The sequence below is a fragment of the Azomonas macrocytogenes genome (assembly GCF_014191985.1).
In the GTDB taxonomy this organism is placed as follows: Bacteria; Pseudomonadota; Gammaproteobacteria; order Pseudomonadales; family Pseudomonadaceae; genus Azomonas; species Azomonas macrocytogenes.
In genome coordinates this window covers 161,048-174,357 of record NZ_JACHXI010000004.1, presented here as the reverse complement: position 1 = coordinate 174,357, position 13,310 = coordinate 161,048, and the positions used below count along the sequence as shown (strand labels likewise).

Annotated in this window: 24 protein-coding genes; all 24 read right to left on the bottom strand. The window is 52.8% G+C overall.

Annotated features, from left to right (window positions below; all coding sequences use genetic code 11):
* Entirely contained in the window at positions 1-183 is a 183-nt protein-coding gene (gene rpmD / locus FHR87_RS06110) for a 50S ribosomal protein L30 (RefSeq protein ID WP_183165827.1), read from the bottom strand.
* 2 nt (positions 184-185) lie between these two features.
* A complete protein-coding gene (rpsE, locus tag FHR87_RS06105; protein ID WP_183165826.1) occupies positions 186-686 on the bottom strand; it encodes a 30S ribosomal protein S5 in 501 nt (166 codons plus the stop codon).
* Between the two features lie 3 nt (positions 687-689).
* Positions 690-1,040, bottom strand: coding sequence for a 50S ribosomal protein L18 (rplR, locus tag FHR87_RS06100; RefSeq protein WP_183165825.1), 351 nt, complete (start codon positions 1,038-1,040; stop codon positions 690-692).
* Positions 1,041-1,049: 9 nt separating this feature from the next.
* On the bottom strand, positions 1,050-1,583 hold the full coding sequence (rplF, locus tag FHR87_RS06095) for a 50S ribosomal protein L6 (RefSeq protein WP_183165824.1): 534 nt from the start codon (positions 1,581-1,583) through the stop codon (positions 1,050-1,052).
* A gap of 12 nt (positions 1,584-1,595) precedes the next feature.
* Entirely contained in the window at positions 1,596-1,988 is a 393-nt protein-coding gene (gene rpsH, locus FHR87_RS06090; RefSeq protein ID WP_183165823.1) for a 30S ribosomal protein S8, read from the bottom strand.
* A 158-nt stretch (positions 1,989-2,146) separates the two neighbouring features.
* Positions 2,147-2,452, bottom strand: a complete 306-nt coding sequence (gene rpsN, locus FHR87_RS06085; RefSeq protein ID WP_183165822.1) for a 30S ribosomal protein S14 — start codon at positions 2,450-2,452, stop codon at positions 2,147-2,149.
* Between the two features lie 13 nt (positions 2,453-2,465).
* Positions 2,466-3,005, bottom strand: coding sequence for a 50S ribosomal protein L5 (gene rplE / locus FHR87_RS06080; RefSeq protein WP_183165821.1), 540 nt, complete (start codon positions 3,003-3,005; stop codon positions 2,466-2,468).
* 19 nt (positions 3,006-3,024) lie between these two features.
* On the bottom strand, positions 3,025-3,339 hold the full coding sequence (rplX, locus tag FHR87_RS06075; RefSeq protein ID WP_183165820.1) for a 50S ribosomal protein L24: 315 nt from the start codon (positions 3,337-3,339) through the stop codon (positions 3,025-3,027).
* 11 nt (positions 3,340-3,350) lie between these two features.
* Positions 3,351-3,719 carry a 50S ribosomal protein L14 gene (rplN, locus tag FHR87_RS06070; RefSeq protein WP_120997520.1) on the bottom strand — a complete coding sequence of 123 codons (369 nt, stop codon included), beginning with the start codon at positions 3,717-3,719 and terminating at the stop codon, positions 3,351-3,353.
* Positions 3,720-3,741: 22 nt separating this feature from the next.
* Positions 3,742-4,008, bottom strand: coding sequence for a 30S ribosomal protein S17 (rpsQ, locus tag FHR87_RS06065; protein ID WP_183165819.1), 267 nt, complete (start codon positions 4,006-4,008; stop codon positions 3,742-3,744).
* 2 nt (positions 4,009-4,010) lie between these two features.
* Positions 4,011-4,202, bottom strand: coding sequence for a 50S ribosomal protein L29 (gene rpmC / locus FHR87_RS06060; RefSeq protein WP_183165818.1), 192 nt, complete (start codon positions 4,200-4,202; stop codon positions 4,011-4,013).
* The gene (rplP, locus tag FHR87_RS06055; RefSeq protein WP_183165817.1) at positions 4,202-4,615 is read right to left on the bottom strand and encodes a 50S ribosomal protein L16; all 414 of its coding nucleotides are present in this window, start codon (positions 4,613-4,615) and stop codon (positions 4,202-4,204) included. Before rplP ends, rpmC begins: the two co-directional genes overlap by 1 nt.
* A 12-nt stretch (positions 4,616-4,627) precedes the next feature.
* Entirely contained in the window at positions 4,628-5,314 is a 687-nt protein-coding gene (gene rpsC, locus FHR87_RS06050) for a 30S ribosomal protein S3 (protein WP_183165816.1), read from the bottom strand.
* Between the two features lie 13 nt (positions 5,315-5,327).
* Complete coding sequence (gene rplV / locus FHR87_RS06045) at positions 5,328-5,660, bottom strand: 50S ribosomal protein L22 (protein WP_183165815.1); 333 nt, start codon at positions 5,658-5,660, stop codon at positions 5,328-5,330.
* Between the two features lie 11 nt (positions 5,661-5,671).
* Positions 5,672-5,947: a 30S ribosomal protein S19 gene (rpsS, locus tag FHR87_RS06040; protein ID WP_003293029.1), complete on the bottom strand. Its 276-nt coding sequence runs from the start codon at positions 5,945-5,947 to the stop codon at positions 5,672-5,674.
* Positions 5,948-5,963: 16 nt separating this feature from the next.
* Entirely contained in the window at positions 5,964-6,785 is an 822-nt protein-coding gene (gene rplB, locus FHR87_RS06035) for a 50S ribosomal protein L2 (protein WP_183165814.1), read from the bottom strand.
* Positions 6,786-6,796: 11 nt separating this feature from the next.
* Complete coding sequence (gene rplW, locus FHR87_RS06030) at positions 6,797-7,099, bottom strand: 50S ribosomal protein L23 (RefSeq protein ID WP_183165813.1); 303 nt, start codon at positions 7,097-7,099, stop codon at positions 6,797-6,799.
* Positions 7,096-7,698 (bottom strand): 50S ribosomal protein L4, encoded by a 603-nt coding sequence (gene rplD, locus FHR87_RS06025; protein ID WP_183165812.1) that lies wholly within the window; start codon positions 7,696-7,698, stop codon positions 7,096-7,098. Before rplD ends, rplW begins: the two co-directional genes overlap by 4 nt.
* 14 nt (positions 7,699-7,712) lie before the next feature.
* Entirely contained in the window at positions 7,713-8,348 is a 636-nt protein-coding gene (rplC, locus tag FHR87_RS06020; protein ID WP_183165811.1) for a 50S ribosomal protein L3, read from the bottom strand.
* 80 nt (positions 8,349-8,428) lie between these two features.
* Complete coding sequence (rpsJ, locus tag FHR87_RS06015; RefSeq protein ID WP_144573052.1) at positions 8,429-8,740, bottom strand: 30S ribosomal protein S10; 312 nt, start codon at positions 8,738-8,740, stop codon at positions 8,429-8,431.
* A gap of 149 nt (positions 8,741-8,889) precedes the next feature.
* Positions 8,890-10,083 carry an elongation factor Tu gene (gene tuf, locus FHR87_RS06010; protein WP_183165799.1) on the bottom strand — a complete coding sequence of 398 codons (1,194 nt, stop codon included), beginning with the start codon at positions 10,081-10,083 and terminating at the stop codon, positions 8,890-8,892.
* 33 nt (positions 10,084-10,116) lie between these two features.
* Positions 10,117-12,219: an elongation factor G gene (gene fusA, locus FHR87_RS06005; protein ID WP_183165810.1), complete on the bottom strand. Its 2,103-nt coding sequence runs from the start codon at positions 12,217-12,219 to the stop codon at positions 10,117-10,119.
* 33 nt (positions 12,220-12,252) lie between these two features.
* The gene (gene rpsG / locus FHR87_RS06000) at positions 12,253-12,723 is read right to left on the bottom strand and encodes a 30S ribosomal protein S7 (RefSeq protein WP_183165809.1); all 471 of its coding nucleotides are present in this window, start codon (positions 12,721-12,723) and stop codon (positions 12,253-12,255) included.
* A gap of 102 nt (positions 12,724-12,825) precedes the next feature.
* The gene (rpsL, locus tag FHR87_RS05995; protein WP_183165808.1) at positions 12,826-13,197 is read right to left on the bottom strand and encodes a 30S ribosomal protein S12; all 372 of its coding nucleotides are present in this window, start codon (positions 13,195-13,197) and stop codon (positions 12,826-12,828) included.
* Positions 13,198-13,310 lie beyond the last annotated feature (113 nt).

Sequence of the window (13,310 nt, the reverse complement as noted above, 5' to 3'; positions counted from 1 at the left end):
TCAATCCTCCACACGCAGCAGATAGCTTGCCTTATTGATCATGCCGCGATTTTCAGGCGTATCCTGAACTTCAACAGTATGACCAATACGACGCAGACCCAAGCCTTTCACGCAAGCCTTATGGCCGGCAATACGTCCATTAAGGCTCTTGATCAAGGTAATTTTGACAGTTGCAGCAGCCATGGTTAAAGAATCTCCTCGACACTTTTGCCACGCTTGGCAGCAACCGACTCAGGCGACTGCATAGCCTTCAAACCTTTGAAAGTGGCATTGACCACGTTCACTGGATTGGTAGAGCCATAGCACTTGGCGAGAACGTTCTGAACACCAGCAACTTCCAGAATGGCGCGCATGGCGCCACCAGCAATGACTCCCGTACCTTCGGAAGCAGGCTGCATGAAAATCTTGGATGCGCCATGGTTGGAGCGAACCGGATACTGCAAAGTAGTGCCGTTCAGTTCTACCTGAATCATATTGCGGCGGGCGGCTTCCATAGCCTTCTGAATCGCGGCAGGTACTTCGCGAGACTTTCCACGACCGAAGCCAACTCGTCCTTTACCATCGCCGACAACAGTCAGAGCAGTAAAAGTAAAAATCCTGCCACCTTTTACTGTTTTAGCCACACGATTGACCTGGACCAGCTTCTCTACGTAGCCCTCGTCGCGCTTTTGCTCATTGTTTGCCATAACTTAGAACTCCAGCCCGCCTTCACGAGCAGCATCGGCCAGTGCTTTCACACGACCGTGGTACTTGAAGCCAGAACGATCAAAAGCAACTTGAGTAACACCTGCTGTTTTGGCGCGCTCAGCTACAAGTTGACCAACTTTTTTGGCTGCATCGACGTTGCCGGTGGCAGTGCCACGCAGCTCTTTGTCCAACGTAGAGGCTGAAGCCAAGATTTTGCCCCCATCGGCTGAGATAACCTGGGCGTATATGTGCTGAGAAGAGCGATACACACAAAGGCGTACGATCTCCAAATCGCGCATTTTCAGGCGTGTCTTGCGAGCACGGCGCAGACGGGTTTCTTTCTTTACGCTCATTGCTATGCCCTACTTTTTCTTGGCTTCTTTACGACGAACGACTTCGTCGGAATAGCGCACACCCTTACCCTTATAAGGTTCAGGACGACGGAAATCACGGATTTCAGCCGCAACCTGACCAACCAACTGCTTATCGATACCCTTGATAAGGATATCCGTCTGGCTAGGAGTTTCCGCGGTAATTCCTTGAGGAAGCTGATAATCGACCGGATGAGAAAAACCTAATGCCAGCGAAAGGATCTGGCCCTTGGCTTGAGCTTTATAACCAACACCGACCAACTGCAGCTTCCGCTCGAAGCCCTGGCTCACGCCGACAACCATATTATTGACGAGTGCACGAGTAGTACCCGCCATCGCCTTGTTTTGCTGGTCACCATTCCTCGCTGCGAAGCGTAGCTCGCTGGAATCCTGAACGACCTCGACAGACGGATGAACATACAATTCGAGGGAGCCTTTGGCACCCTTGATCGAAAGCTGCTGACCGGCCAGTTTCACTTCTACACCCGCCGGCAGCTTGACGGGGTTCTTAGCAACGCGAGACATGCTTACCCCCCCTTAGAAGACAGTACACAGCACTTCACCACCAACGCCTGCGGCGCGGGCAGCACGATCAGTCATCACACCTTTATTGGTGGAAACGATCGAAACTCCCAGACCACCACGAACCTTCGGTAGCTGGTCGACTGATTTGTACTGGCGTAGGCCGGGACGACTGGCTCGCTTGAGCTCTTCGATAACTGGACGGCCTTCGAAATATTTCAACTCAATAGATAGTAGCGGCTTAACATCGCTACTGATCTGATATCCGGAGATGTAGCCTTCGTCTTTGAGAACATCGGCAACTGCCACCTTCAGCTTGGAAGACGGCATGCTAACTACAGCCTTCTCAGCCATCTGGGCATTACGGATACGAGTTAGCATGTCCGCTAACGGGTCCTGCATACTCATGGGCTTATTGCTCCTAAATTATAAAATCTTGTAACCCGTCCCCCGAGCAGGGAAAATTCAAACACCCACTCAGGAGAGCCGAGCATTCTAGATCGCACATACAAACGAATCAAGCCCCGATGGGGCTTGATTCGTTATTGGATGCACTGCGATCTATATTACCAGCTAGCCTTGACCAAGCCCGGTACATCACCACGCATAGCGGCCTGGCGAAGCATATTACGAGCCAGACCAAACTTACGATAGACGCCATGCGGACGTCCCGTAAGACGGCAGCGATTACGCAGACGTGATGAGCTTGCATCACGAGGCTGCTTCTGCAAGGCAACTTGAGCAGACCAACGGTCTTCCGGGGAAGAACTTGGATTAGCAATAGTTGCTTTCAACGCAGCGCGCTTTTGAGCATATTTTACAACCGTACGCTGGCGCTTGAGCTCACGGTTCTTCATGCTTTGTTTTGCCATATCCCTAATCCAATCAGTTGCGGAACGGGAATCTGAAAGCGCGCAGCAAAGCACGACCCTCTTCGTCCGTCCGAGCAGTTGTAGTCAAGGTAATGTCGAGGCCACGCAGAGCGTCGATTTTATCGTAATCGATTTCCGGAAAAATGATCTGCTCTTTGACGCCCATGCTGTAATTTCCCCGACCATCGAATGACTTGGCATTTAAGCCGCGAAAGTCACGTACGCGCGGTAGAGAGATCGAAAGCAGGCGATCCAGAAATTCGTACATCCGATCCTGGCGCAGAGTTACCTTGACGCCGATTGGCCAACCTTCACGCACTTTAAAGCCAGCAATCGACTTGCGAGCATACGTAACGATTGGCTTCTGGCCTGCAATTTTTTCAAGATCACCAAGCGCATGCTCAATGATTTTCTTGTCACCAATAGCTTCACCCAATCCCATATTCAGGGTGATCTTAGTGATACGCGGGACTTCCATTACATTCGTAAGCTTCAATTCATCTTTCAGCTTGGAAGCGATCTGGTCCCGATAAACAGCTTTTAGTCGTGCCATGGTCATTTACCTAACTGTTTCAAGCATCAACCGGTTTTTGGGTCGACTTGAAGACACGAATTTTCTTGCCATCTTCGAATTTAAAACCAACACGGTCTGCCTTGTTGGTTTCTGCATTGAAAATGGCGACGTTGGAAACGTGCAGTGGCGCTTCTCTTTCGACGATTCCGCCCTGCAGCCCCAGCATCGGGTTGGGCTTGGTATGGCGCTTGATGATATTTACACCACCTACGACAACCTTATCGTCAGCCAAGACTTTGAGCACCTTGCCACGCTTGCCCTTATCCTTCCCGGCAAGGACGATGATTTCGTCATCACGATGAATCTTTTGCATGACGATTCTCCTTACAGCACTTCTGGGGCAAGTGAAACGATTTTCATAAATCGCTCGGAACGCAGCTCACGAGTCACGGGCCCAAAAATACGAGTGCCTATAGGCTCCTGCTTGTTGTTCAGCAGAACAGCAGCATTACCATCGAAACGAATAATGGAACCATCGGGGCGGCGCACGCCGTGCCTGGTCCGTACGACAACAGCCGTCATGACCTGACCTTTCTTGACCTTGCCACGCGGAATTGCTTCTTTGACGGTAACCTTGATGATATCGCCAATGCCGGCATAGCGACGATGGGAACCACCAAGCACCTTGATGCACATGACACGACGAGCGCCACTATTATCAGCTACGTCGAGCATGGATTGAGTCTGGATCATATTCTTTCTCCGACCTTAGCCCTTAGACTTCGACGGCACGTTCAACGATATCGACCAACATCCAAGACTTGGTCTTGGCAAGCGGGCGAGTCTCGCGAATAGTGACTTTGTCGCCGATCCGGCACTGGTTGCTTTCGTCGTGGGCGTGCAGCTTGGTCGAACGCTTCACGTATTTACCGTAAATCGGGTGCTTGACGCGACGCTCAATCAGAACGGTTATGGTCTTGTCCATTTTATCGCTGACTACACGTCCAGTCAGGGTACGGACAGTTTTCTGAGCTTCAGCCATGATTACTTACCTGCCTGCTGATTGAGCACAGTCTTGACGCGAGCAATATCGCGCTTCACTTGCGAGAGCAGATGCGTCTGCGCCAGCTGACCGGTTGCTTTCTGCATACGAAGATTGAACTGATCACGCAGCAGGCCAAGCAGTTGCTCATTGAGCTGCTCGACGGATTGTTCACGAAGATCTTTCACTTTCATCACATCACCGTCCGCTTAACAAAAGTGGTGGCGAGTGGCAGCTTCGCTGCGGCCAAGGCAAACGCCTCACGCGCCAGCTCTTCGGAAACACCCTCAATTTCGTATAACACTTTCCCTGGCTGAATCTGAGCCACCCAGTACTCGACTCCCCCTTTACCTTTACCCATCCGAACCTCTAGAGGCTTTTTGGTAACTGGTTTGTCAGGAAATACTCGGATCCAGATTTTTCCGCCACGCTTGACATGGCGAGTCAGGGCACGACGAGCTGCTTCGATCTGACGAGCGGTCAAACGCCCACGGGAAACAGATTTCAATGCAAATTCGCCGAAACTGACTTTGCTACCACGATGAGCCAGCCCACGGTTATGACCGGTCATCTGCTTGCGGAATTTTGTACGCTTTGGCTGCAACATGTTGCGTACCCCTTACTTGACAGCTTTTTTACGAGGCGCAGGCGCTTGAGGCTTGAGCTCTTCATGCTGGCCACCGATGACCTCGCCTTTGAAGATCCAAACTTTTACGCCAATCACACCATAAGTGGTGTGTGCTTCGTAGGTGTTGTAGTCAATATCTGCGCGAAGCGTATGCAGAGGCACTCGCCCTTCGCGATACCATTCCGTGCGAGCAATTTCAGCTCCGCCGAGACGACCACTTACCTGGATCTTGATGCCTTTGGCACCAATGCGCATAGCGTTCTGGACCGCGCGCTTCATTGCACGACGGAACATCACACGACGCTCCAGCTGCTGGGCAACACTTTGCGCAACCAGCATGGCATCGAGTTCCGGCTTACGAATTTCCTCGATATTGATGTGCACTGGCACACCCATTTGCTTGGTCAGATCCTGACGAAGCTTCTCGACATCTTCACCTTTCTTGCCAATCACGATTCCCGGACGGGCAGTATGAATAGTGATACGCGCAGTTTGAGCGGGGCGTGCGATGTCGATACGGCTCACGGATGCATTTTTTAATTTGTCATGGAGATATCCGCGTACGTTCAAGTCTGCCAGCAGATAGTCCGCATAATTACGGCCATCCGCATACCAAACAGAAGTATGCTCCTTGACGATTCCCAGGCGAATGCCAGTGGGGTGTACTTTCTGACCCATCTGATCGACTCCGTTACTTGTCCGCAACCTTGACAGTGATATGGCAAGACCGCTTGACGATGCGATCAGCGCGACCTTTGGCTCGCGGCATGATGCGCTTGAGCGAGCGCCCTTCATTGACGAAGACTGTAGATACCTTGAGGTCATCCACATCAGCGCCTTCATTGTGCTCGGCGTTGGCGATAGCCGACTCCAGCAATTTTTTCACAATCTCTGCAGCTTTTTTGCTGCTGAAAGCTAGAAGATTGAGGGCATCCCCTACATTCTTCCCACGAATCTGGTCAGCGACCAGGCGAGCTTTCTGGGCGGAGATGCGAGCGCCCGACAGCTTAGCGGCTACTTCCATTTCCTTACCCCTTAACGCTTGCCTTTCTTGTCCGCAACATGGCCGCGATAAGTGCGGGTAGCAGCGAACTCACCAAGTTTATGGCCGACCATATCCTCGCTAACGAGAACGGGGACATGCTGGCGGCCATTGTGTACGGCAATGGTCAAACCGACCATTTGCGGCAGAATCATAGAACGACGCGACCAAGTCTTCACTGGTTTGCGATCATTCTTTTCCACCGCCGCTTCGACCTTCTTCAACAGGTGAAGATCGATAAAAGGACCTTTTTTCAGAGAACGCGGCACAGTCGTATCCCTCTAGTTACTTGCGACGACGGACGATCATGTTATCGGTGCGCTTGTTAGAGCGAGTTTTAGCACCCTTGGTCGGGAAGCCCCACGGCGACACTGGATGACGACCACCGGAAGTACGACCTTCACCACCACCATGCGGGTGATCGACAGGGTTCATCGCGACACCACGAACAGTCGGGCGCACGCCACGCCAGCGCTTGGCACCAGCCTTGCCCAGAGAGCGCAGACTGTGCTCGGAGTTGGAAACCTCCCCCAAGGTAGCGCGACACTCAGCCAACACTTTACGCATCTCGCCAGAACGTAGACGCAAAGTTACATAACTTCCTTCACGTGCGACCAGCTGTACGGAAGCTCCCGCTGAGCGAGCAATCTGAGCTCCCTTACCCGGCTTCAGTTCGATGCCGTGAATGGTGGAACCAACGGGAATATTGCGCAGCGGCAGCGTATTACCAGCTTTAATCGGTGCATTGACCCCCGAAATCAGCTGATCACCAGCTGTCACGCCCTTGGGTGCAATGATGTAACGACGCTCACCATCTGCATAACGCAGCAAAGCGATATGTGCAGTACGGTTAGGATCGTATTCGATACGTTCGACAACAGCCGGGATACCATCTTTGTTGCGACGAAAGTCGACCACACGATAATGCTGTTTGTGACCACCACCAATGTGACGGGTAGTGATTCGGCCGTTATTGTTACGACCACCGGACTTAGACTTCTTCTCGAGCAGCGGAGCGTAGGGAGCGCCCTTGTGCAACTCAGCATTGACCACTTTCACGACGAAGCGGCGGCCTGCGGAAGTCGGCTTGCATTTTACAATAGCCATGACGCCCTCCTTTACTCAGCAGCACTATTGCCGAAATCAAGATCCTGACCCGGCTGCAGAGCAACATAGGCCTTTTTCCAATCGTTCCGTTTACCCATACCACGCACAGTGCGCTTGGTTTTACCCTTGACGTTAAGGGTTGTGACATTAGCCACTTTCACACTAAACAGGGTTTCAACGGCTTTCTTGATTTCCAGTTTGGTTGCATCACTAGCAACCTTGAATACGAACTGGCTTTTCGAATCCGCGAGCAAAGTTGCTTTCTCGGAAATGTGCGGCCCCATCAAAACCTTGAATATCCGCTCCTGGTTCATCCCAGCATCTCCTCGAACTTCTTGATGGCGGAAACCGTCATCAGCACTTTGTCGTAAGCAATCAGGCTGACCGGATCGGAGCCGTTTACATCGCGCACATCGACGTGAGGCAAGTTACGGGCAGCCAGATATAGGTTTTCGTCAACAGAATCGGAAACGATCAGCACATCGCTCAAACCCAAACCGATCAGTTTACCGACCAGTATCTTGGTTTTTGGCGAATCAACGGCAAATTCAGGAACGACGATCAGACGCTCGGAGCGAACCAACTCAGCCAAAATGGAGCGCAAAGCAGCTCTATACATTTTCTTGTTGAGCTTCTGTTCGTGGTTCTGCGGACGAGCGGCAAAAGTTACACCGCCGCCACGCCAGATTGGACCACGCGTAGTACCGGCACGAGCACGACCAGTTCCCTTTTGACGCCAAGGACGCTTACCGCCACCCGAAACGTCCGACCGGTTTTTTTGCTGCTTACTACCTTGACGACCACCAGCCATGTAAGCCACAACAGCCTGATGCACGAGTGTCTCGTTGAATTCGCCACCAAAGGTATGTTCGCTAACATCGATAGCCGAAGCACCATTTACATTCAATTGCATGTCAGCACTTCCCCTTAACTGCGAGCCTTGACTGCGGGCCGGACGATTACATCGCATCCAGTAGATCCCGGAACGGCGCCTTTGATTAGCAGCAGGTTACGTTCAGTGTCGACCCGCACGATCTCCAGGGACTGTACCGTCACACGCTCAGCACCTAAATGACCGGACATTTTCTTGCCCTTGAAAACGCGGCCGGGAGTCTGACACTGACCGATGGAACCAGGAACACGGTGAGATACGGAGTTACCATGGGTATTATCCTGACCACGGAAATTCCAGCGCTTGATCGTACCGGCATAGCCCTTGCCTTTGGACTGACCAGTTACATCAACCAACTGACCAGTCTGGAAAAGCTCGACATTCAGCTGATCACCTGGCTGGAACTCGCCTTCATCGAGGCGAAACTCCCAGACACTACGACCTGCAGCGACATTCGCCTTGGCAAAATGGCCGGCCTGAGGCTTGCTGACACGCGAAGCACGGCGCTCGCCGACTGTAAGCTGAACAGCGCGATAGCCGTCGCTTTCTTCGCTTTTGAATTGAGTGACACGATTCGGCTCGACCTCAATCACGGTTACCGGGATGGATATACCTTCCTCAGTAAAGACGCGGGTCATACCGCATTTACGACCGACAACACCTATAGACATATGAAACCTCTCGAGTGTACGGGGCTTTCACCCGCTATGGCCGCCCATTTCAGAGCGTTACACGACTAAAACCCCTGGTTTTAGCCGAGGCTGATTTGCACTTCCACGCCAGCCGCAAGATCAAGCTTCATCAGCGCATCGACTGTCTTGTCAGTCGGCTGAACAATATCCAGCACACGCTTATGGGTACGAATTTCATACTGATCACGCGCATCCTTGTTGACATGCGGGGAAATCAGCACTGTGTACCGTTCTTTGCGGGTAGGCAGAGGAATCGGACCACGCACCTGAGCTCCAGTACGCTTCGCGGTATCCACGATTTCCTGGGTTGATTGATCGATCAGGCGATGATCAAAAGCCTTCAACCGAATACGGATTTGTTGATTTTGCATTTTGACCTCAGACTCCTAATTACCACCCTACTGGACGGATTACGCCCAATAAAAGGAGGCGCGATTTTACGGATAAGACATGAGTCTGTCAACGGAGCACCAGAAAAGGAAAAGGCTCCCGTAGGAGCCTTTTCCAGAGCAATCAACGATTACTCGATGACTTTGGCGACGACGCCAGCTCCGACAGTCCGACCGCCTTCGCGAATCGCAAAGCGCAAACCATCTTCCATCGCAATGGGGGCGATCAGAGTCACGACCATCTTGATGTTGTCTCCCGGCATGACCATCTCGACACCTTCCGGTAGCTCGACGTTGCCGGTCACGTCAGTAGTACGGAAGTAGAACTGCGGACGGTAACCCTTGAAGAAAGGCGTATGACGGCCACCTTCTTCCTTGCTCAGAACATAGACTTCCGCTTCGAATTTGGTGTGCGGCTTGATGGTGCCCGGCTTGGCCAGTACCTGACCACGCTCGACGTCTTCACGCTTGGTACCACGCAGCAGCGCACCGATGTTCTCGCCAGCACGGCCTTCGTCCAGCAGCTTGCGGAACATCTCCACACCAGTACACGTAGTCTTGGTGGTGGCACGAATACCAACGATCTCGACTTCCTCACCAACCTTGACGATACCGCGCTCGACGCGACCAGTGACCACCGTACCGCGACCGGAAATGGAGAATACGTCTTCGATCGGCATCAGGAACGGTTGATCGATGGCCCGAACCGGCTCGGGAATGTAGGAGTCCAGAGTTTCCACCAGCTTGCGCACGGCAGTGACACCGATCTCGTTATCGTCTTTGCCTTCCAGCGCCATCAGGGCGGAGCCGATGATGATCGGGGTATCGTCGCCCGGAAAATCATAGGTGGAGAGCAGGTCGCGAACTTCCATTTCGACCAGCTCAAGCAGTTCGGCGTCATCGACCATGTCGGCCTTGTTCAGGAACACGACGATATAGGGAACACCAACCTGGCGGGACAGCAGGATGTGCTCGCGCGTTTGCGGCATCGGGCCGTCGGCAGCCGAGCAGACCAGGATCGCACCGTCCATCTGGGCGGCACCGGTGATCATGTTCTTGACGTAGTCGGCGTGACCAGGGCAGTCGACGTGGGCGTAGTGGCGACTAGGCGAGTCGTACTCCACGTGCGAGGTATTGATGGTAATACCACGCGCTTTTTCTTCCGGCGCGTTATCGATCTGATCGAAGTTACGAGCTGAACCACCCCAGGTCTCGGCGCAGACCTTGGTCAGAGCAGCGGTCAGCGTGGTCTTGCCATGGTCTACGTGACCAATGGTGCCAACGTTGACGTGCGGTTTGTTGCGTTCGAATTTTTCCTTAGCCACGAGAGTAACCTCTTATTACTTTAAAGGGCTGAATCAACCTTGTTTTTTGATGATGGCTTCGGCGATGTTGGCCGGCGCCTCGGCGTATTTGGCGAACTCCATAGAATAGCTCGCCCGCCCCTGGGACATGGAGCGAACATCGGTAGCGTAGCCAAACATCTCGCCCAACGGAACTTCGGCACGGACGATCTTGCCGGAGATCGAGTCTTCCATACCCTGAATCAGACCACGACGACGATTCAGGTCACCCATCACGTCACCCATGTAGTCTTCAGGTGTTACGACCTCGACCTTCATGATGGGCTCGAGCAGAACAGCCCCACCCTTTTGCGACAGTTGCTTGGTTGCCATGGATGCTGCGATTTTGAAGGCCATTTCATTGGAGTCGACATCATGATAAGAGCCGTCAAAAACGGCAGCTTTCAGACCCAGCAGCGGATAACCGGCAACGACACCGTTCTTCATCTGCTCTTCGATACCTTTCTGAATCGCTGGGATGTATTCCTTTGGAATCACCCCCCCGACAACCTCACTGGTGAACTGCAGACCTTCCTGGCCTTCATCAGCAGGCTCGAAGCGAATCCAGCAATGACCGAACTGACCACGACCACCGGACTGCCGTACGAATTTGCCTTCGATCTCGCACTTATTGCGAATAGTTTCACGATATGCCACTTGTGGCTTACCGATATTGGCTTCGACGCCAAACTCGCGCTTCATACGGTCGACGATGATATCCAGGTGCAGCTCACCCATGCCACCAATAATGGTCTGACCAGACTCTTCATCTGTCTTGACTCGGAACGACGGGTCTTCCTGGGCGAGCTTGCCCAGAGCGATACCCATTTTTTCCTGGTCTGCCTTGGTCTTGGGCTCAACCGCCACATGGATTACCGGCTCAGGGAAGTCCATACGCTCAAGAATGATCGGTTTTTCGATCGAGCAAAGCGTGTCGCCAGTAGTGACGTCTTTCATGCCGATCAACGCAGCGATATCGCCAGCGCGAACTTCCTTGATCTCTTCGCGAGTATTGGCATGCATTTGCACCATACGACCAACACGCTCTTTCTTGCTTTTGACTGAGTTGATAACCGAGTCACCAGAAGAAAGAACACCCGAATACACTCGAGCGAAAGTCAGTGTGCCGACGAAGGGGTCGGTCGCGATTTTGAAGGCCAGAGCTGAAAAAGGCTCGTCATCGCTGGCATGACGCTCATCTTCAATTTCCTCATGATCCGGGTTGACACCCTTGATCGCAGGAACTTCGTCAGGCGCAGGCAGGAAATCGATCACAGCATCGAGAACCAGAGGAACGCCCTTGTTCTTGAAAGAAGAACCACAAACAGCCGGAACGATTTCGTTGGCCAGGGTGCGTATGCGCAAACCGGTCTTGATCTCTTCTACGGAAAGAACACCGTCCTCGAGGTATTTGTTCATCAGCTCTTCGTTAGCTTCGGCAGCAGCTTCGATCATGTTCGACTGCCACTCTTCAGCCAGATCCTGCAACTCTGCGGGGATATCCTCTTCGCGGTAGCTCAGGCCCTGATCATCGTCGTTCCAATAGATGGCCTTCATCTTGATCAGATCAATCTGGCCGAGGAAATTTTCTTCAGCGCCGATAGCCAGTTGAACAGGAACCGGTGTATGCCCCAGACGCTTCTTGATCTGCTCGATCACACGCAGAAAGTTGGCCCCGGCACGGTCCATCTTGTTGACATAGACGATACGGGGAACACCGTATTTGTTTGCCTGACGCCATACGGTCTCAGACTGCGGTTCAACACCAGAGGTGCCACAGAACACCACTACCGCACCATCCAGCACACGCAAGGAGCGCTCAACTTCAATAGTGAAGTCTACGTGACCGGGGGTATCAATGATGTTTACACGGTGGTTATCGTATTGCTTGGTAGAGCCCTGCCAGAAGGCAGTAGTAGCAGCGGAAGTGATTGTGATGCCACGCTCCTGCTCCTGAACCATCCAGTCCATGGTGGCAGCACCATCGTGAACCTCACCCATCTTATGGTTCACGCCGGTATAAAACAGAATCCGCTCTGTCGTAGTGGTTTTACCTGCGTCCACATGAGCACAGATACCAATGTTGCGGTAGCGGTTAATAGCGGTTGTACGAGCCACGATAAAGTCCTCGCTAGGTTGGCAACGCCGATATCAAAAACGGTAGTGCGAGAAAGCCTTGTTGGCTTCAGCCATCCGATGGACATCTTCACGCTTTTTGACAGCAGCGCCCTTGCCATCATTTGCATCAAGCAACTCACCAGCCAGACGCAAGGCCATGGATTTCTCACCACGCTTGCGTGCCGACTCCACCAACCAGCGCATGGCCAGTGCATTACGACGTGAAGGACGAACTTCGACCGGAACCTGATAGGTAGCCCCACCTACGCGGCGGGATTTTACTTCGACCAGCGGAGCGATGGCGTCGAGTGCTTTTTCGAAGATTTCCAGGGGGTCACTGTTCTTGCGCGACTTGACTGTATCCAGAGCACCGTAAACGATGCGCTCTGCAACGGATTTCTTGCCGCTTTCCATCACGTGGTTCATGAACTTGGCGAGGATCTGGCTACCATATTTAGGATCGTCAAGGATCTCACGCTTGGCAGCTACACGACGTCTTGGCATTGATAAGCCCTCAAACGGTCTTCAGGCTAGCTCGGGACGGTGAAAGCGATACGATCACGCCCGACCTTACTCTTATCGACTCAGATTAGTATGAAATTGCAATTATTTCGGACGTTTGGCGCCGTATTTCGAACGACCTTGCTTGCGGTCTTTAACGCCGGAAGTATCCAGCGAACCACGCACGGTGTGATAACGAACACCTGGCAAATCCTTTACCCGACCACCACGAATCAGTACAACACTGTGCTCTTGAAGGTTGTGGCCTTCACCGCCGATATACGAAGTAACTTCGAAGCCATTGGTCAGGCGCACCCGACATACTTTCCGCAATGCCGAGTTCGGCTTCTTGGGGGTCGTGGTATATACGCGGGTACATACGCCACGACGCTGCGGGCAGCTCTGCAGCGCAGGCACGTCGCTCTTGTCGACGAGACGCTTGCGTGCTTTGCGCACCAGCTGGTTAATCGTTGCCATCTACTTGCTCCACTGTTGTCATACGACACAAACGAAAAATGGCAGAGCGAATATGCCCCGCCAAATTAAGGGTAGGAGAGTCTAAAGAGCTCCCTATGCACCGTCAAGACGGC